Here is an 18,792-nt window from a genome sequence, read left to right on the forward strand (position 1 = left end):
CTCAACGCATTCCAGATCGCCTTCGAGGGCCGGCTCACCCCGGCCAACAGCTGAACCTCAACAACCAAGATCAGCCGTTAAATTGACACACCCGGACGTCCTGAAGTGCCCTCGGCAAGGGCCCTGAACCGGCTTCGTCGTGGCGGGACGTGCCCGAGCGTTGAGTGACCCGGTTTATGCCGGGGTGATGGCACGTCGTGCTTCCTCTTCGTGGTGTGTGGGGCTGGTCGGCCACTGTGGCGCAGGGTCAGGCGGTGCGGCGCCCGGTGCCCTTGGAAGGTGTCGCGAGCATCGGTGCGCTGGGGGGTTGTGCGGCGGGGGATGGCTTAGCTCCCGGCAGTCGGAGCCCTTTGAGCGCGAGGGCGTTGACGGCGACGATGATGCTGGAGCCGGACATGGACAGCGCGGCGATCTCCGGGCGGAGGACCAGACCGGAGATGGGCTCGAAGACGCCTGCGGCGATCGGCAGGGCGATGGCGTTGTAGCCGATGGCCCAGCCGAGGTTCTGCCGCATCTTCCGCAAGGTTCCCCGGCCGATGCGCAGTGCGGTGGGCACGTCGAGGGGGTCGGAGCGCATGAGGACGAGGTCGGCGGTTTCGATGGCGACATCGGTGCCGGCGCCGATGGCGATGCCGAGGTCGGCCTGGGCCAGCGCCGGGGCGTCGTTGACGCCGTCGCCGACCATGGCGACCTTGCGTCCGTCCCGCTGCAGCTCGGCGATCTTGGCAGCCTTGTCACCGGGCAGGACCTCGGCGATGACGGTGTCGATGCCGAGTTGCTGGGCGATGCGCTCGGCGGTGGCCTGGTTGTCGCCGGTGAGCATGACCACTTCGACGCCGAGGGTGTGCAGTTCGGCCACTGCGGCGGCCGAAGTTTCCCGGGGCGCGTCGGCGATGCCGATCAGTCCTGCCGCCCGTCCGTCGACGCCTGCGATGACGACCGTGCGGCCGTTCGCGGCCAGCTCCTCGCGGCGGGCGGCCAGTGAACCCAGAGCGACGCCTTCGCGTTCGGCGAGCCGGCGGTTTCCGACCGCGACGCGGTGTCCGTCGACGACGGCCGTGGCGCCGTGGCCGGGGATATTCTCGAAGTGCCGGGCGCTCGCCGTGCCCACCATGTGGTCTTCGCCGTACCGTACGACGGCTTCGGCCAGCGGGTGCTCGGACTCGCGCTCGACCGCCGCCACCAAGCGCAGCAGCTGTGCCTCGTCCGCGCCGGGGGCAGTGACCACGTCGGTGACTTCCGGTTCACCTCTCGTCAGAGTGCCGGTCTTGTCCATCACGACCACCTGGATGGACGCCGCGGCCTCCAAAGTGATGGCGTTCTTGAACAGCACACCACGCCGGGCCCCCAGGCCCGTACCGACCATGATCGCCGTGGGGGTCGCAAGACCCAGGGCGTCCGGGCAGGTGATGACCACGACGGTGATGGCGAACAGCATCGCGGTGCCCAACGGGCGGCCGGTGGCCAGCAGCCAGACGGCCAGCGTCGCAGCCCCGCCGATGAGGGCGACGAACACCAGCCAGAACGCTGCCCTGTCCGCCAGCCGCTGGCCCGGGGCCTTGGAGTTCTGGGCTTCCTGGACCAGCTTGACGATCTGCGCCAGCGCGGTGTCGGAGCCGACCTTGGTGGCGCGCACCCGCAGCGTGCCGTTGGCGTTGATGGTCGCCCCGATGACCTGCGAGCCAGGGGCTTTGTGCACCGGCAGGCTCTCGCCGGTGACCATCGACTCGTCGACCTCGCTCTCGCCCTCCTCGACCACACCATCGACGGCGATCTTGGCCCCGGGGCGGACCAGGAGCAGGTCACCGACCACGATCTCACCTGTGGGTACCTCGACCGGTTCGCCGTCGCGCACGACGAGGGCCTTGGGCGGGGCGAGGTCGAGCAGGGTGCGGATGGCGTCGTTGGCGCCGCCCCGGGCGCGCATCTCGAACCAGTGGCCGAGCAGCACGAAGGAGGCCAGTACGGTGGCCGCTTCGTAGAAGACGTCGCCGCCCCCGGTGAGCGTGATGATCAGGGAGTACAGCCAGCCGGAGCCGACGGCGACCGCGACCAGCACCATCATGTCCAGGGTGCGGGCCCGCAGGGCGCGCACGGCCCCGTCGAAGAAGATGGTGCACGAGTAGAAGATCACCGGCAGGCTCAGCAGTAGTGCCCACACGTCCTGGCGCAGCCCGAAGGGGACCGGTGCGTGGAGGCCGAACACGTCCTCGCCGATCGGCGACCAGATCACGATGGGGATCGAGAAGACCAGCGCCACCAGGAAGCGGTTGCGCATATCGGCCACCATCGCCGCCATCGACATCGCGCCGTGCCCGCCGTGGCCCATCACCTCGTGCGGTGACGGTGCCTCCTCCGGGGCTTCGGGCGCCTCGGCAGGGGCCGCGTGCGTGGGCTGCTTCATGCGCTCCGGCTCGACGATCATGCCCGCGGCGCGGCCCTCTTCCCCCGCCCGCGCTTCCTGCACGTCCTCGACGGGCGGATCGGGTTCGTCCATCGGGTCACAGACATGGGAAGGCACCACCTGTCCCGCACAGTGGTAGCCGCACTCCTCCACCCAGCGGCGCAGCTCGGCCAGCGACGTCTCGCGTGGATCGAAGACCACCGTCGCCGACTGAGCGACCGGATTGACCTCGACCTCCAGCACCCCTGGCCGCCGCCCCAGTACGGTGGCGACCGTACTCTGCTGCGACGCCCACGCCAGGCCACGTATGTCCAGCACCGCCGTGCTTCGGTCCTTGCCGGGCCCATGGTCGTGGTGCACGGGCTGATCTTGTCGATGCACCGTGACTCCTCCTCAGGTGTGAGGCATGCCCGCTCACACGCGGCAACCGGGTCACAACTAACCGGCACACGGTCACGCCTCTCGGACGTGCCCAGGCCTCTGGCGGCGCTGGCCGGAACGCGCACCTTCACTACTGGGTGCCCGGTCTTTGGCGTCGCTCACAGCCGGCTCGGTTCTCGGTCGAGTCCAGACCGCCGTACGAGTCCCGTCCCGCTCGGCGATCTATGCCGCAGGATGCGGCATAGGGCAATGGTCAATGAGTCCGATCGTTCGGGCCACTTCCAGGAAACGCGGGGACTCTCCCTTACCGCCGCGCTGCTCTTCCAGGAACTGGGTGTGCAGCGCACGCCTTCGTTCTACGGCCCGTCGAGCACGCGCAGCATCAGACTGGCGGCGGGTTTGGGGCCGAGCGAGGTGGACTTGCGGGGAAGCAGTGCCCGCGCACTGCCTGACCACAGGACGCCGCGCGTGACCGTGGACAGGTCGCGGCGAGCGCCGGGTCGTAGCGCACGGCTCGAAAGGGACGTAGTTGCAGTCCCCGCGGGCGGAGGTGGACATCGGCGGCTCCGGGGCGTTGGGCGCGGCCTACCAGAGGGGCGGGCGATTTCCGTGTCGCCCGCCCCTTTTGATTTGGGCCGCTGGTGTCAGGCCGTTGCCGGCTCTGGCTGTGCCTGGGGCGCGGGAGGCTTCAACTGGCCGGTGCGGTGCAGCCCGTACAGGGCTGCGGCGCACGCCAGGCCCAGCGCGAACAGCGCGATCCAGGGCAGCGCGGACATCCCTGCCGCGCGGGCCGCGTCCAACGCGGCCCCGGTGAGCAGGTTGCCCAGGGTGATCCCGATACCGCAGATGGTGTTGTACAGCCCGTAGTGCGTGGCGACGAGGCGGTCCCCGGAGAGTCGGACGATGGTGTCCATCTCAAACGGGTAAGCGATCATCGTGCCCACGGCGAGCAGCAATGCGGCGAGCGTCGGCGGTGCGGCCGCGAGCAGCCACAGCCCCACCCCGCCGTCCGGAACCGGCAGCGCGGTGGCGATCAGCAGGGGCACGAACGCCACGCCCATCGTGAGCAGCCCCCAAGTGAGCGCCCGGCCCGGCTCCATACGAGCCTTGCACCAGGCGGTCACCTTCGTCTGGAAGAGGATCGTGCTCAAGCCGGAGACGGCGAAGAGCACCGCCACCGCCGCCGTGCCGAACTCCCCATCTCCGCCGAGCCGTCGAACCTCCAGCGGCAGGGCGAGGTAGACCTGGAACTGCATAACGTAGAAGCCGATCATGGCTACCGAGAACAGCAGGAACGGCCGGTTGGCCACGATGCCGCGCCACTGGGACAGCACGCTTTCCCGCTGGCCGGTTCCCTTGGCCTGCGTGTCGTTGGCACGACGGGCGGGCAGGGCCCGGATCTGCACGATGCTCAGCAGAGCGAAGATGCCGGCCGCCACCAGGCAGGTGACGCGGAAGTCAACGCCGGTCAGCACCATGCCCACCAGCGGGCCGAGCAGGATGCCCGCCTGGTAGAAGACGTTGAACAGCGCGAACGCCTCGACGCGGCGCTCCCCGGCGTCCGCCGCCAGATAGGCCCTGACGGCGGGGTTGAACAGGGCTCCCGCCAGCCCGGTGGCGGCGGAGGCGGTCAGCAGGGCGGGGACGGAGTCGACCAGCCCGAGGGTGGCGAAGCCGACGATGCGGAGCACCAACCCGGCGATGATCATTGGCTTGTAGCCGAGCCGGTCGGCCAGTGTTCCGCCGACCAGGAACATGCCCTGCTGGCTGAAGTTCCGCACGCCCAGGATGAGTCCGACGATCCATCCAGCCAGTCCGAGGGTGCCCGAGAGGTGCGCGGCCAGGTAGGGCATCAGCATGTAGAAGCCGAGGTTGATGGTGAACTGGTTCACCATCAGCAGCTGGACGCTGCGGTCGTAGGAGCGCACCTGTGCGATGGTTCCCTTCACTGGCCCTCCTCCTGGGTGTCGGACTCGGCGAGCGTGTCGACCACTTCGGCCTCTTCAGGATGTTCGGAGTAGGGAAGCGGACCGACGGCCTCCGTCGCTTCCGGTGCCGCGGAGAGAGGCAGCGGATCGACAACGGTGGTGCACCGGGTCCAGCGGGCGACCTCCTTCTCGTCCAGGCGGCCGATCACTTCCGGTTCTGCGGCCGGCGGAGAGCCGTGCAGGCCGTGGGCGGCGCAGTAGTCGTCGTCGTACACCGTCCCCAGATAGCGTTGCGGTCCGTCGGGGAAGATCGCCGCGATCGCCGTGTCTGCGGGTAGGGTGCGGGCCAGCCATCCGGCGACCAAGGCGACCGCGCCCACGCTCCACCCGCCGGTGGCGTAGTGCGAGGCGGCCAGCTGCCGACAGGTCCACACCGCCTCCTTCGGGGCCACCCAGTGCACCTCGGAGAAGTTGTCGTAAGCGACGTTGCGGGGGTAGATGCTCGAACCCAGGCCCCGCATCAACCGAGGACGGGGGGGCTGCCCGAAGATGGTCGAGCCGATGGTGTCCACCCCGACCAGCCTCAGTTCGGGGTAAAGCTGCCGCAGGACCCGGGAAACCCCTGCGGAATGGCCGCCGGTTCCCACGCTGCACACCAGTACGTCGATGTGGCCGAGCTGGGAGGCCAGCTCCAAGGCGAGCGGGGTGTAGGCGGCTACGTTGTCGGGGTTGTTGTACTGGTCCGGGCACCACGAGCCGGGGTGCTGCTCCATGAGTTGGGCTACGCGGTCGCGGCGGGCCTGCTGCCAGCCGCCGGTCGGGTGGGGTTCGGAGACGATGTTGACCTGGGCTCCGTAGGCGGTCAGCAACTGGGTCATGGACCTCTCCAGGCCAGGGTCGGTGACCAGGGTGACGGGGTGGCCGAAGACCATGCCGGCCAGGGCGAGGCCCAACCCGAGGGTTCCGCTGGTGGATTCGATGATCCGGCCGCCTGGTTGCAGATCGCCGCGGGCACGGGCCCGCTCGACCATGTGCAGCCCAGGGCGATCCTTGATGCCGCCCGGGTTGAAGCCCTCCAGCTTCGCCCAGAACCCGCGACCGGCCGGAGCCAGGGGCTCGGAGATCCGCAGTATCGGGGTGTTGCCCACCAAGCCGGACATGCTGTGCGCGAGGGCTGAGCCCGAATGGCAGGTGCTGGCAAGGGAGGAGACCGTAGGGGTCACAGATTGCATGGTTTCGCTCTCGCTCGATGAGTGTGCGGGTGGCTCATCTCGCGTGCCGGGTGCTCGGAGTGATGCCCCGGACCAGGCAGCACGCGGCGGTCGGGTCTTCCCGGCCGCATCGGCGAGGCCCTATATGCGCCAGCAACAGACGACGGCGAGCCGGTGTCTACCCGTGAGCGGCGTGCAGGGGCCGCGCGGCCCTCGTCCGGCCACCGCTGGCCGCAGAGACCGCCAAGCGAACACCCCAGCGAACGCCGCCAGGGGCATCCCGGCAAGGAGCGGCCGTCCGACAGTCCCACCTGCCGGGCCCACCAGGGCCTGCGTACACACGTGGCCTGCGGCCGGCGCGGCTGCCACCGCCTCCGCCGTCTCGGCTCGCTGTTCCAGCTGAGTGGCCACAGCCTGGGGCATGGCGCCCTGCGGCTCGTCCGCGCCGAGGGCGGTTGCGGCGCAGCTGACCAGAGCCAGCAGCACAGGGCCCACCAAGAAGGTGACCAACAGGCGAAGCAGCCACAGGCGGGGAGCCGATCCGGGGGTGTTCGGGCAGCCGGTGGGCGTCGGCATGGGGGCCGAAGGCCACTGGGGCGGCTGGAGGTGCTGATGGGATGGCACGGTTCCTCCGTGCGGCAGCCGCTTTCCTAAGAACTTGGAGCGGGCCGCAGACAGGGGCAGACGGATGGCGAGCAGGCGCCAGGCCGAGCCTCCGCTGCACGGTGTGAGCGCGCAGGAAGCGTGGGCGAGCGGCACTGGGGTGCTGGCCGCGCCGGACTGACCGATTGCAGGGCCAGGCCGGTGGTGTGCCGTGGAAGGCGTCGACCAGCAGGAAGACGCCCGGGACTAGATCCGAAGGACCGTGGAACTGCCTCTCAAGGGTGGAGGCGCCGAGGCAATATCGATGGGACTGGTCACCGCCGCCGGGTGCGCGTGCAGGGTTTGCACCGCATCCAGGGGAGCCGGGCAGGGAGCGGGCAGCTCCATACCGTGTTCGGGCTGGCCGGACAGGCAGTCCTGCGGCGGGTGAGCTGACGAGTCGTGGCCGCCGTTGTGGCCGCCAGGCGCAGGACCCTCGACTGAGGGGTCGGCGGTCTCACGGTGTCCGCCGTCCTCGTGTCCGTCGTCGGAGACGGTCTGGACGGCAGCGGGTGCCGCCGCAGAGATGTGGCCCGCTGCGCCTTCGGCACTCATGCCATGCGTGTACAGCAGGCCCAGCAGCAGCGTAGCCAGCCACAGCACATGCAGCGGACCCGCTCGACGGGAGCGGGCCCGCAGCGCGCTGAATGTCGGCTGGGCCGTGACCATGCCGTGATCCTAACCGCACTGTGGTGGCCTACCGCGCCCCCGCGCCTGAACGGGGGGTGAAACCCGCCACCCCCCGCTACGGCAGCGGACGTTGGATGACCGGCCGCTCGAGCGGCGCTGACCTGCGCATAAACGCCGCAAGGCATGGGCCACGCTCTGCCGGGAATCGCGCTGTGATTTTGCCGCTTCTCGACTGTGCGAACCGGGCCGGAGCCGAAACGGCCAGGGTCTTCATGCGACTTTGGTCATGGTCTTGCCGCAGCAGCAGGTCGGGTTCTCCTGGCCCTGGCAGGTTCGCGGTGCTCCCTTGGTCACGGTGACTTCGCATCCGCATGCCGGGTCGGGGCAGCGGTAGACCTCGCCTTCGACGAACGGCATCGCGGTCACCTCCTTCTCCGGCTTCATCGCTTGCACGTCGACGCTAGTGCTGCACCGCGTTAGATCGTTGAGGGTGCTGTCGTCTGCCACGAGAACGTCAGTGGGTTCTGCCACTGGGTGTCAGTGGTTCTGCCATGAAGGTGTGTCAGTAGAGGTCTGGATCTGTCGGTACGGCGATGGCGTGGGCCAAGGGGCCGTCCTCGTCGGCGGACACGGAGCCGTCGTACCAGGCCCGGTAAGAGGACGGTGGCGTCCAGGTCGCTGAGGGCGTCGCGCTGGAGGGGCCGCTGGTACGGGCCTTTCGGGTCGCGCCGGGCACTCCTGGGCCTGTGATCCTTCTCAGCGCCACGGAGTACCGAAACCAGAGGGCGGCCGCCGGGGCGCGCTGCTAACATACATACATGCATGTACGAACCCAGTCGGATCCGGACCGGTCCGCCGGGCGGGGCTCGGCCAGTCGTCCCCGTTCCAGCCAGGCCGAACGCAGCGCGCAGACCCGCAGCGCCCTGCTGGAGTCCGCAGCCCGGGGCCTGTCCCGGTACGGCTACGGCAACCTCGTGCTGGAGCAGGTGGCCAGCGACGCCGGGTACACCCGGGGCGCCCTCTACCACCAGTTCAAGGACAAGCAGGACCTGACCCTGGCCGCCCTCCAGTGGATCCTCGACACCTGGGAGCAGGAGGTGGGCCGCCTCGTCGGCCAGGAGTCGGAGCCCGTCGCGGCGCTGCTGGCCATGGCGCGCGGACACGCCGTCTTCTGCCGACGCGACTTCGCCCGCATGGCGATCGCGCTGCGGCTGGAGTTCACCGGGCAGGACCATCCCGTCGGGCGCGAGGTGGAGCGGAGCTACGACGAGCTCGTTACCCACTGCGTCCAGCTCATCGACGCCGGCCACGCGGCGGGAACGATCCCGTCCGGCCCTCCGGCCCGTACTCTCGCGCTCGCCTTCGTCGGCGCCCTCGAAGGAACCGTCGTCGCCCTGGTCGGCCAGGCCCCGCATGACGAGCTGCTCGCCGAACGCGCCGCCGCCGGCGTGCTCGGACTCACCCCCGCTGCCTCCGACCGGACGGAGGACCACTGATGAGGATCCCGAAGACCGCGCACACGTCCCGCCACTGGCGCATCCACGAGATCGCCCCGGACTTCCGCGTCGAGGACGTCTGGGCCCTGCCGACGCCCGGCGGCCCCGACGACCTTCCGCTGCTGGTGGAGTGGTTCGCGAAGGACGACGGCCCGAACCCCTTCTCCGGTGTCGCCCGTGTCCTCCTCGCGATCCGCTGGCACCTCGGGAAGCTCTTCGGCTGGGACAAGGCCGGCTCCGGCGTCGGCTCCCGGGTGCCGACGCTGCGTACCCGGTTGCCGGAAGATCTGCGCGAGGGTCCGTGCGGGCCGGATCTCCAGTCCGTGCCGTTCACCTCGGTCTACCTGACGGGCACCGAGTGGACGGCCGAGAGCGCCAACAAGACCGTGCACACCGTGATGCACATCGGCTGGGTCCCGGATGACGCCGGCGGCTACCGCGGCCAGATGGCTGTGCTCGTGAAACCGAACGGCCTGCTCGGCAGGATCTACATGGCCGCGATCGTGCCGTTCCGGTACCTGATCGTCTACCCGGCGCTGATGCGCATGATCGGACGGGGGTGGCGGGTCGGCCGCCGACCTGACTTGCGGGCACCTCAGCAAGACCAAGACCGTCCCCTGCCAGCCGTTGAAGACGCCGCTACTCGGACTCGCCCGAGGCAAGTCAAGGAGATGAAGGTGGAATCAGGAACCAACCGTCCCGTCCACCGAGACGGAGCGAACAGGGATCATCGCGTGCTGACCGTCCGTCAACAGCACAACGTCCCCCAGGCGATCCGCGCTCTCAGCCCGACCGACCCCGACTACATCGACGCCTTCACGCTCATCACGCATGACGCCTCACACAGGTCACCGGAGCAGTGGGCCCGCGCGGCGTTCGAAGACGTCGCGGGCCTCCAAGGCCAATTCATCTGGCGGGTACTTCTTGGCCTGCGTCTGAAGCGGCAGGCATCACCGGACCACGTGGCCGGATGGAGGATCGCTGACCGCCGCGACAGAGGGATCAGGCTCGAAGCCCACTCCTGGATGCTGACCGCCCACCTCGTCGTCCAGGTCGATGACGAGCAGGTCTCGTTGGCCACGATCCTCCGCTACGACCGGCCGATAGCGGCACGCATCTGGTCGCCGCTGTCCGCGGTACACCGCCGATTGGCGCCCGACCTGCTGCGCGACGCGCACAGGGTTCAGCAGCAGAGGCCGCGCCGATGATCCCGTCCGCGAAGTACGACGAGATCGCGCGGACGGCACAGGCCCTGCTCGCAGAGTAGAGCGAGCCAGAAAGCTCGGACACAGGACAAGCGGACGGACCCGCAGGCAGGGAGCCTCACCCACTGACACTTCTCGCGGCAGACCCACTGACATTTCTACGGCAGACGACAGGTGCGTTCGTCCTGGCAGTGGGGTCGTTGAGGTAGAGGCCGCACGCGCAGTCGAGGGCTTCCTCCGGTGATCCGGACGGGTAGCCGCTGGGCAGGACGTTGTCCTGGTAGCCGTCGCGGCTGGCGAGGTAGATCGCGAAGCCCCAAGTGTGCAGGACCCCGCCGAAGCGCAGGCGGCACAGCGGCAGGGCCTGCCCACCGGGCAGCGTTCCTGCGACGTAGGCGAATCCGGCGCGAAAGCGCACGTCGACAGCGGCCAGCTGCGGCCAGCGCGAGCGGGCGTGCTGGTTCAGGCGCTGGCGCAAGTGGTGTTGCATCGACTCCGGTGGGTTCTTCGGCATGGCGCCCATCGTGCCTGCTCCCGCCAGCGTCCGCCATGATCCACTCCTGTCGGTGACACAGGGGCGGGGGCGGTCGGGGTGGCACGGACGCAAGCGGTGCGGGTGATGCTGGAGGAGGCGGTGCGCGCGAAGCTGGAGCGGACCGCCTCCTCAGCCAGAGCCCAGGTCCGGGAGGCATTGCGGGCCAGGATCGTGCTGGCGGCGGCCGGGGGCGACGCCAACGCTGCGATCGCCAGGGACCAGGGCGTGAGCGTGAACACGGTGCGCAAGTGGCGTCGGCGGTTCGCGGCCACCGGCCAGGCCGGGCTGCGGGACGCACCGCGCCCAGGGCGCCCCCGCATCCACGGGCCAGAGGTGCGCGTTGCCGTCGTGGCGACCGCGACCTGCGCCCCTCCGCACCCGGAGTCGACCTGGTCGCACCGGGCGATCGCCGCGCACCTGGCCACACGGGCGATTTCCGCCTCCCAAGTGGGCCGGATCCTGGCCGATTTGGACCTCAAGCCGCACCGGGTCCGCGGCTGGCTCACCCGCCGTGACACACCCGACTTCTGGGACCGGGTCGAAGACGTCTGTCGCCTCTACCTCGCTCCACCCCCGGGTGCGGTCGTGCTGTCCATCGACGAGAAGACGGCCATCGCCGCCCGCTCCCGCCGCCACCCGGGCCAGGCGCCCGCGCCCGGCCGACCCGCGTTGCAGGAGTTCGAGTACCGCCGGCACGGCACCGCTTCCATCGCCGCCGCCCTGGACGTGCGCACAGGCGAGGTCCTCACCCAGCCGATCGTGCGCAACGGCTCGGCGACCTTCGTCCGCTTCCTCACGATGCTCGATCGGACCATCGACCCACGCCACGAGATCCACATCATCCTGGACAACGGATCCGCGCACACCGCGAAGAACACCAGAGCGTGGCTGGCCGCCCATCCGTGCTGGCACGTGCACTGGACGCCGCCCCACGCCTCGTGGCTCAACCAGGTCGAGCTGTACTTCTCCACCCTGGCCCGCCGGGTCCTGCGGCACGGCGACTTCCCCAGCCGGGACGACCTCATCGACAAGATCGACACGTTCGCGATCCGACACAACACGACCGCCAAGCCCTACCGCTGGACCTACGACGGCTCACCACTCAAGGCCGCATGACCCTCAATGAATCAATGCGGTGCAGCACTAGAACTCTTCCCCTGGGGCAAGGTCAAGCACGAGGAAGGCCCCTGGCACGCGGAGTCACTCCGTCTGTGCGGGTGTGGACTCGATGATGTGGCAGATCACTCCGGGCTCTCCGCGTCCTGCGGCCTGGTCGGCGCGGTCGCGTGCGCTGTGCAAGGTTGCGCGTAGGGCCGTCAGGTCGGCGATGCGCTGGTCGATCTCGGCCAGGTGCTCATCCAGCAGGCCGGTGACCAGCTCACACGGCTGCTGGCCCTGGCGTTGGAGGTCGAGGATGCGCTTGATCTCCTTCAGGCTCAGGCCGAGGGCTTGGGCCTGGCGGATGAAGCGCAGCACGGGCAACGCGTCGTTTGTGTAGGTGCGGTAGCCGGCGGGGGTTCGTTCGGGCGGGTCGATGAGCCCTGTGGTCTCGTACAGGCGCACGGCCTTGGGGCTCAGCCCGGTCTGCTCGGCGACGCGGCCGACGGTCAGCATGGCCCACTTCCTTTCCTCTCGATACCGCCATTGTCAGCTTGACCTTGCCCTAAGGGCAAGGTTTTAGCGTCGTGGACATGAGGACGCAGACTGGCACTGACCGCGTACGAGGAGACCGAGCGCCCATGACCACCACCCGTCCCCCTCGGGCCGATCTCTCGGCGACCGACCTGGAGATCACCGGGATGACCTGCGCCTCGTGCGTGGCCCGGATCGAGCGGCGGCTGAACAAGCTGCCCGGCGTGAGCGCGAGCGTGAACCTGGCGACCGCCAGCGCGCATGTCACCCACGACGCCACCATCACCCCGGATGATCTGGTCGCCACCGTCAAGGCGGTCGGCTACGGAGCCACCGTGGCCGGCGGCGAGACCGCCGGGGCTGAGGAGCAGGAGGCCGCCGAGGCCGGTGACGTCGAGGCCCGGCGCATCACCGATCTGCGCCGCCGCCTGGTCATCTCCGCCGTGCTGGCGCTGCCGGTGGTCGCCCTGTCGATGGTGCCCGCGGTGCAGATACCGGCCTGGCCATGGGTGACGCTCCTGCTGGCCAGCCCGGTGGCGCTGTGGGGAGCGTGGCCCTTCCACCGAACCGCCGCCCTGAACCTGCGACATGGGTCGGCGACCATGGACACCCTCGTCTCCCTGGGCGTACTTGCTGCCTACCTGTGGAGCGCCGCCGCCCTGACGGTCGGCGGCAAGCACCTTTACTTCGAGGTCGCGGTCGTCCTGACCGGGTTCCTGCTGGCGGGCCGGTTCTTCGAGGCCCGGGCCAAGCGCCGCGCCGGAGAGGCGATCCGGGCGCTGATGGATCTGGGCGCCAAGGATGTCGCCGTGCTCCGTGACGGGACGGAAGTCCGCGTACCAGTGGAGGAGCTGGCGGTCGGGGACGTGTTCGTGGTCCGACCTGGAGAGAAGATCGCCACCGATGGCGAGGTGGTGGACGGTTCCTCGGCGGTGGATGAGTCGCTGCTGACCGGTGAGAGCATCCCCGTGGAGGTCTCGGTCGGCTCGCAGGTCACCGGGGCCACGGTCAACAGCCACGGGCGCCTCCTGGTACGCGCCACCCGCGTCGGCGCCGACACCAAGCTGGCGCAGATCGCACGCCTGGTGGAGCAGGCCCAAACCGGCAAGGCGGCCGTGCAGCGGCTCGCCGACCGCATCTCGGCGATCTTCGTCCCCATCGTCATCGCCCTGGCTGCCGGCACCTTTGCCGTGTGGATGCTGCTCGGCGCGCCCGCGGCCACCGCGCTGACCGCGGCGATCGCGGTGGTCATCATCGCCTGCCCCTGCGCTCTGGGGCTGGCCACACCTACCGCGTTGATGGTGGGAACCGGTCGTGGCGCCCAGCTCGGGCTGCTGATCCGCGGACCGGAGGTGCTGGAGTCGACCCGGCGGATCGACACCATCGTGCTGGACAAGACCGGCACCGTCACCGAGGGCAAGATGAGCCTGGTCGAGGTCATCCCCGCGGACGGTGAGGACGACCAGAAGGTGCTGCAGCTGGCCGGTGCGCTGGAAGACGCCAGCGAACACCCCATCGCCCAGGCGATCGCCGCAGCCGCACGCAGCCGCCTCGGCTCCCTGCCCGTGGTGGAGGACTTCGCCAACACCCAGGGGCGCGGGGTCACCGGCCGCATCGACGGGCTGACCGTGCTGGCCGGCCGGGAGTCCTGGCTGCGGGACAACGGGTCCCTGACCCTGCCCGGTGACCTTGCCCGCGCCCGGGATGCGGCCGAGGCACGGGGACACACCGTGGGGTTCGCCGCCTGGGACGGCCGCGTACGGGCCGCGTTCGCCGTGGCCGACACCGTCAAGCCCACCAGCGCGCGGGCTGTGGCCGACCTCAAGTCCCTCGGGCTCACGCCCATTTTGCTGACCGGCGACAACACGGCGGTCGCCCGCGCGGTCGCCGCCGAGGTCGGCATCGAGCAGGTCATCGCCGAGGTCCACCCGGAGGACAAGGTCGCCGAGATCCAGGCCCTGCAGCGGCAGGGCCGGGCGGTGGCGATGGTCGGTGACGGCGTCAACGACGCGGCCGCTCTGGCCCAGGCCGACCTGGGCTTGGCCATGGGCACCGGCACCGACGCTGCGATCGCCGCCTCCGACCTCACCCTGGTGCGAGGAGATCTGGGGGCCGCGCCCGACGCCATCCGGCTGGCCCGCCGCACCCTGCGCACGATCAAGGCCAACCTGTTCTGGGCCTTCGCCTACAACGTCGCCGCCCTGCCGCTGGCAGCCCTCGGCATGCTCAACCCGATGATCGCCGGCGGGGCCATGGCGTTCTCCTCGGTGTTCGTCGTGACCAACAGCCTGCGGCTTCGCCGCTTCCAGACCCTGCACCGCTGATCCGCCAACCACCGCAGTGGCCCAGCCGGGAGTACCTGGCCGGGCCGCTGTCGTTTGGGTGGTACGTCAGCTGACGAGGCGGGCCCGGTAGTCACCTGCCCGCTCGACCGCCGCAACCAGTGCAGCGGGATCCATCTCGGCGTTCTCCAGACGCACGGTGGTGCGACCGGAGCGGGCATCGGTGCTGGCCGAGCGGACCCCCGGCACCTCCTCCAGCTCCTCGTCGATCAGCAGGCCACAGCTGGCACAGTGCATGCCCTCGACCTCAAGAATCAGCTGGGGGCCGCTGTCCGCCTCGCGCTTGCCACGGAACCACTTCACTGCGGGCCTCCCTGGAAGTCGATCTGCCCAGTCTGCATACCCATGGCGCAGGAGAACCGGAGCATGCCGGGTTTCCGGGTGCCCAGGTCGATCTTCGTGTCGCCGTTGCGCTTGACGATCTCCTGCACCCCGAGCTCGGGGATGGTGAAGGCACGGGCACACCCTCCGGAGTCCTTGCCGCGCAGCACCAGCGTGGTCGGCATGCCCGCCTTCGCCGTGAACTGGGTGGGGACGTAGAAGTCGGTCACGGTCAGAGTGACGATCTGCCGGCCGGAGGCGTCGGTACGCACCGGCTGGTCGGTCGCGGGCGTCTGCGCGCCGGTGGATCCGCGCTGGGATTCGTTTTCGGTCCCCCCTTCGACGGTGAAGGGTGCGGTTGCCGCGGCTGGCTTGTCCTGGTCGAAGGAGACCCATCCTCCCGCCTGCAGCCCGGAGGCCACCGTCCAGGTGGCGATGGCCAGCACCACCACACCGGTGAGGGCGGCGAGCTGACCGGAGAGCGCCTGGCTGGTACGGCGGAAGAGGTAGCCGAGGGCTGCGAACAGCGGAGCGGTACCGAGCACGAACCCCGCCATGACCGCCGCCCCGGCCACCGGTGATCCGGCGGTGACCGCGATCAGCTCCATCGACAGCGTCACCCCGCACGGTACGAGAACCGTGGCGAAGCCGATCAGGGCGGGGGTGGCGACGGAGTCGGTCTTGGCGCTGCGTCGGAGCAGTCGGCCGAAGGCCGCCGGTGGTCGGGGCATCAATCGCCCCACTGCCTTGACGCCGAAGAGGTCCAGCGCGAACAGCACCATCAGGACGCCAGCGGCCACCAGCAGCGCCGCCTGGGTCCGCGGACTGGGCTGCAGCGCCGCGCCGAAGATCCCCAGCAGGGCCCCAAGGATCGTGTGGGAGAGCAGTTTCCCGATCAGGAACGCGCCCACCGGCGCCAGACGCCGGGCCGATGGCTCTGGTGTCGGGGGCGCGGCGGCCCGCTGGACCGTGGCCGTGCTGCCTGCGGATTTTGGTCGCTTCAAGGTGGACGCGGGGACTTGGGCGGGGTCACGGCGGGTGACCGCACCGGCCAGCAGACCCCCTTGGACGGCGGCGCAGGAGGCGCCACCGGCGAGCAGACCGGTGCTGACACCGGTGATGAACAATGCGACGGACGACGGCATGCGTCGTTACTCCTGTTCTGCAACGACGGCACGCGCAGACCGAGTGCGGGCGTGCCGAGGCGGACGTGAGGAATGTCGGTGTCCCGCAAGGCAGAAGCCTCGCGGGCAGGTAACCGTCACGTCCGGGACACGCACAACCGGTGCAGATCAGGAGGCGGCAGCGCCGGTGGCGGCGCGTTCAACTGTGACACCTCAGCCGCAGGGTTGCAGGGCAGCCCTCGCGGCAGATCCACGGGCACCGAGCCCGCCGAGCCGTCCTGAACGACAGCGGCCTTCGGCGCCTCACACTGCTGCTGAGTCATCGGGCAGTGCGGGCCGCGACCGGCCGCATCCGTCACCATCGGTTCTGTCGCATGCCCAGCGGCTTCGACGGGCATCTGCCCGAACGCGTGCCCGGCGACCGACGCTGAAGCGCCCATCTCCTCCATCGGGCCGGGCATCGTCATCGCCATCGCGGGACGTGCCAGGCCGGACAGGCAGAGCAGGAGCGCGCATACAAGCAACGCCCCGGACCATGTCCGGAGCGGCAGCGGCACGCCTCGCGTCATGCGCGCCATGCTAAAGCACGCCTGGCAACCGTTCGGCTCCGCTCTCACGCTGGGACCCACGTCACATCCGTGGACTCGACCGGACGCAGTGGCGTATCCGGCGGGCTATTCGCCCTCTGGCCAGTCGTAGCTGCTGGGCACGTCGACCTTCTGGCCCGCCGGTCCGTAGACGAGTGCGATCTCGTCGTGGGCCCGGAACTCGATCGCGGCCGGGTTGCCGGGGCGCTCCCTGCCGTTTACGTAGGCGCGGAATTCGTTGCCGCCACCCGCCTTGAGTCCGCCGATGGAGTCCTGCGTGAGAGCGAGGTCCCACTCGGTCATGAACTGGCCGAGGCTGAACGTCGCCTTCACCGGAGACTCGACGTGGATCACGCCGTTGGAGTCGTGGGTGTGCAGCGGGCTGAGCTTCTGTGCCTGCTGGTCGATGCCGATGTCCGCGGGAACGGTGACCCTCTTGCCGTTGATGATGACGTCCAAGTGGGCGTGGATGTGCTCGACGTTCCCCTCCTCGCCGAGCATGGGAAGTCCGGCCGCCTCGACCCGCGCGGAAGGATCACTCGGGGCGTCCCACGGCGGCGTGGTCGTACGGCCTGAGGCCGTCTTCACGGGGGTGGTAGGGATAGCTGCCTCGGCTGGAGCCGGGGAACGGGAAGGCCCGTTACCCGACGAGACCACCGCGATCGTGATCCCCGCGATGATCGCGGCCACCACGATGCCCACGGAGAGGACGATCAGCAGGCGGCGTCGCCGCTCCGCACGCGCCGCCTTCTCACGCAGCGCCGCAGCTCGGACACGGCGGCTCTCCCGCGCTTTCCCGTCAGGCTTACGAGGCATGTGGCGGATCCCTGTCTTCCCGCCGGACAACCAGGCTGCGCGCGGCAGGAGAGTAATTGGGACTAAAACACCCCACATCAAGGCTAGGCGGTGACGGCCGGAGTCAGCGGTGCCGTGGCCTTGACCTTGGCCCAGGGGGAAGGTTTTAGCGTCGCGTTTGTCATCGGCCGCCTCACCACGCCGACTGATATGCCAACCCAAGGACATGTGATGGACCAGCTGCTGTACCTGCTCCCCGCACTCGCCTGCCCTGTCGGCATGGGGCTGATGATGTGGTTCATGATGCGCTCCCGGCGCTCCGACGCCCACCAGTCGCCGAACACTGCACCCACCGCCGAACAGGAGCAAGAGCTCCTTCGACTGCGCAAGGAGGTCGACGCCCTGCGCGCCGGGACCGGACGGAAGCCTGACCTCCACAAGAACCGGACGTCGTGGCCAGCGCCTGGCTTGCCCTGACCGCGACCTTGCTCGCCGCACTGGTCACGTACGTGTGCTGCATCCGCCCGATGCGCAGCAAGCCCAGTTGATGCGCAACTCCACCGGGGCGTACCGCCAAGAGCGTCGACAAGGAGATCCAGCGGGCCCGCGAAGGATCGCGCCTGCTGCGCGAGCAGGCCATCGCCCAGGAAGCAGCCTCGACAGCCTCCGAACAGCGAGCGAAGACTAACCAACCGTGATCCGCACCGGACCCCGCCGTCGCCCGAGCCAGCGCGGCTGGCGTAGGCGCAGACCCCCGGTGCACCCAACGAGGAGGGGATCATCACTCTCCATGCGGCCGTCGCGGCGTCAGGACGTGACCCATGGCCCAATGTCCCAACCGTGAGCAGTCTCGCGGGGCGGTCGCCGTCGCGATCGGGTGGATTGGTCCTTCCCACTCCCGCGGCAGTGGAGTACCGCCGTCGCGCCCGCATCCCGGGCGCGACAGCGGTTCGCCAGGTGCCGACTGGCGTTTGGTGTCTGTCTGAAGGTCCTCAGACCGCTGCGGTCACGGAAACCCGTACCGGCTCGGTGCCCTGGTCGTTGTGGCGTTCCGCCCAGGTGGTCAGGGCGGTGTTGCACGCGTGGTCGAGGTGGCGCAGTCCGGAAAGGTCGAGTTCGATGGGCCGATCTTTCGGGAGTGCCTCCAGTGTGTCGAGCATCTTCGGCAGGCGCAGGAAGGTTGCGTTGCCGGTGAGCGCGACCCGGATCGGGCCGGTGCCGCTGTCGGCGACAGTCGTGTGGATGTGCGAGGTCTCCCAGGCGGTTTTGACGACCGAGAGGGCCAGGCCGATGAGGACGCCTTCGAACATGTTCACCGCCACGATCGCCACGGCGGTGATCACCAGGATCACTGCCTCGCCGCGGTGTTCTCGCCACATCGCGGTCAGATGTTTGACCGGCAGGAGTTTCCAGCCCGCGTGGACCAGGACACCGGCGAGCGCCGCGATCGGGATGAGGCCGAGTACGGAGGGGAGCAGCGCGGCGAACAGCAGCAGCCACACGCCGTGCAGGACCCGCGAGGCCTTGGTCTTCGCCCCGGCCTGGACGTTGGCCGCGCT

At 69.6% G+C, this 18,792-nt stretch carries 17 protein-coding genes and 1 pseudogene; 5 read left to right on the plus strand and 13 right to left on the minus strand.

The features are described 5' to 3' along the window. Positions 1–247 precede the first annotated feature (247 nt). From ABZW18_RS31275 to ABZW18_RS31300, 6 genes are all read right to left on the minus strand, one after another. Positions 248–2,785: a heavy metal translocating P-type ATPase gene (locus ABZW18_RS31275; RefSeq protein WP_356194038.1), complete on the minus strand. Its 2,538-nt coding sequence runs from the start codon at positions 2,783–2,785 to the stop codon at positions 248–250. A 644-nt stretch (positions 2,786–3,429) separates the two neighbouring features. Further along, on the minus strand, positions 3,430–4,734 hold the full coding sequence (locus ABZW18_RS31280; protein ID WP_356194040.1) for an MFS transporter: 1,305 nt from the start codon (positions 4,732–4,734) through the stop codon (positions 3,430–3,432). Beyond that, on the minus strand, positions 4,731–5,873 hold the full coding sequence (locus ABZW18_RS31285) for a PLP-dependent cysteine synthase family protein (RefSeq protein ID WP_356194042.1): 1,143 nt from the start codon (positions 5,871–5,873) through the stop codon (positions 4,731–4,733). The genes ABZW18_RS31280 and ABZW18_RS31285 overlap by 4 nt, the downstream gene beginning before the upstream one ends. Before the next feature lie 900 nt (positions 5,874–6,773). Beyond that, the gene (locus ABZW18_RS31290) at positions 6,774–7,235 is read right to left on the minus strand and encodes a DUF6153 family protein (protein WP_356194044.1); all 462 of its coding nucleotides are present in this window, start codon (positions 7,233–7,235) and stop codon (positions 6,774–6,776) included. Between the two features lie 231 nt (positions 7,236–7,466). Continuing rightward, positions 7,467–7,640, minus strand: a complete 174-nt coding sequence (locus tag ABZW18_RS31295; protein ID WP_356194046.1) for a hypothetical protein — start codon at positions 7,638–7,640, stop codon at positions 7,467–7,469. A gap of 118 nt (positions 7,641–7,758) precedes the next feature. Beyond that, positions 7,759–7,932: a hypothetical protein gene (locus tag ABZW18_RS31300; protein ID WP_356194049.1), complete on the minus strand. Its 174-nt coding sequence runs from the start codon at positions 7,930–7,932 to the stop codon at positions 7,759–7,761. An 82-nt stretch (positions 7,933–8,014) separates the two neighbouring features. Here ABZW18_RS31300 and ABZW18_RS31305 point away from each other — a divergent pair, with 82 nt between their 5' ends. Both ABZW18_RS31305 and ABZW18_RS31310 read left to right on the plus strand, forming a co-directional pair. Next, the gene (locus tag ABZW18_RS31305; RefSeq protein ID WP_356194051.1) at positions 8,015–8,692 is read left to right on the plus strand and encodes a TetR/AcrR family transcriptional regulator; all 678 of its coding nucleotides are present in this window, start codon (positions 8,015–8,017) and stop codon (positions 8,690–8,692) included. Further along, positions 8,692–9,258, plus strand: a pseudogene (locus ABZW18_RS31310) (DUF2867 domain-containing protein); the annotation flags it as partial. The gene ABZW18_RS31305 and the pseudogene ABZW18_RS31310, both read left to right, overlap by 1 nt. A gap of 757 nt (positions 9,259–10,015) precedes the next feature. Here ABZW18_RS31310 and ABZW18_RS31315 read toward each other — a convergent pair. Further along, complete coding sequence (locus ABZW18_RS31315; RefSeq protein WP_356194053.1) at positions 10,016–10,411, minus strand: hypothetical protein; 396 nt, start codon at positions 10,409–10,411, stop codon at positions 10,016–10,018. Positions 10,412–10,489: 78 nt separating this feature from the next. Between ABZW18_RS31315 and ABZW18_RS31320 the strand changes: the two genes are divergently transcribed. Further along, positions 10,490–11,548 carry an IS630 family transposase gene (locus tag ABZW18_RS31320; RefSeq protein WP_356194056.1) on the plus strand — a complete coding sequence of 353 codons (1,059 nt, stop codon included), beginning with the start codon at positions 10,490–10,492 and terminating at the stop codon, positions 11,546–11,548. Between the two features lie 84 nt (positions 11,549–11,632). Here ABZW18_RS31320 and ABZW18_RS31325 read toward each other — a convergent pair whose 3' ends face one another. Next, on the minus strand, positions 11,633–12,046 hold the full coding sequence (locus tag ABZW18_RS31325) for a heavy metal-responsive transcriptional regulator (RefSeq protein WP_356194059.1): 414 nt from the start codon (positions 12,044–12,046) through the stop codon (positions 11,633–11,635). Positions 12,047–12,171: 125 nt separating this feature from the next. Between ABZW18_RS31325 and ABZW18_RS31330 the strand changes: the two genes are divergently transcribed. Continuing rightward, entirely contained in the window at positions 12,172–14,388 is a 2,217-nt protein-coding gene (locus ABZW18_RS31330; RefSeq protein ID WP_356194061.1) for a heavy metal translocating P-type ATPase, read from the plus strand. Positions 14,389–14,454: 66 nt separating this feature from the next. Here ABZW18_RS31330 and ABZW18_RS31335 read toward each other — a convergent pair whose 3' ends face one another. The 4 genes from ABZW18_RS31335 to ABZW18_RS31350 all read right to left on the minus strand — a co-directional run bounded on the left by ABZW18_RS31335 (position 14,455) and on the right by ABZW18_RS31350 (position 17,254). Beyond that, positions 14,455–14,709 carry a heavy metal-associated domain-containing protein gene (locus ABZW18_RS31335; RefSeq protein ID WP_356194064.1) on the minus strand — a complete coding sequence of 85 codons (255 nt, stop codon included), beginning with the start codon at positions 14,707–14,709 and terminating at the stop codon, positions 14,455–14,457. Beyond that, positions 14,706–15,872 (minus strand): sulfite exporter TauE/SafE family protein, encoded by a 1,167-nt coding sequence (locus ABZW18_RS31340; protein ID WP_356194066.1) that lies wholly within the window; start codon positions 15,870–15,872, stop codon positions 14,706–14,708. The genes ABZW18_RS31335 and ABZW18_RS31340 overlap by 4 nt, the downstream gene beginning before the upstream one ends. Before the next feature lie 116 nt (positions 15,873–15,988). Continuing rightward, positions 15,989–16,420, minus strand: a complete 432-nt coding sequence (locus ABZW18_RS31345; protein ID WP_356194069.1) for a hypothetical protein — start codon at positions 16,418–16,420, stop codon at positions 15,989–15,991. Between the two features lie 105 nt (positions 16,421–16,525). Then, entirely contained in the window at positions 16,526–17,254 is a 729-nt protein-coding gene (locus ABZW18_RS31350) for a hypothetical protein (RefSeq protein ID WP_356194072.1), read from the minus strand. 210 nt (positions 17,255–17,464) lie between these two features. On the opposite strand from ABZW18_RS31350, the gene ABZW18_RS31355 reads away from it, so the two are divergent. Beyond that, positions 17,465–17,710, plus strand: coding sequence for a hypothetical protein (locus tag ABZW18_RS31355; RefSeq protein ID WP_356194074.1), 246 nt, complete (start codon positions 17,465–17,467; stop codon positions 17,708–17,710). A gap of 515 nt (positions 17,711–18,225) precedes the next feature. Here ABZW18_RS31355 and ABZW18_RS31360 read toward each other — a convergent pair. Further along, positions 18,226–18,792, minus strand: a 567-nt coding sequence (locus ABZW18_RS31360; RefSeq protein ID WP_356194077.1) for a SulP family inorganic anion transporter, incomplete at its 5' end; no start/stop codon positions are given.

It is taken from the genome of Streptomyces sp. NPDC004647 (assembly GCF_040609575.1).
GTDB lineage: Bacteria > Actinomycetota > Actinomycetes > Streptomycetales > Streptomycetaceae > Streptomyces.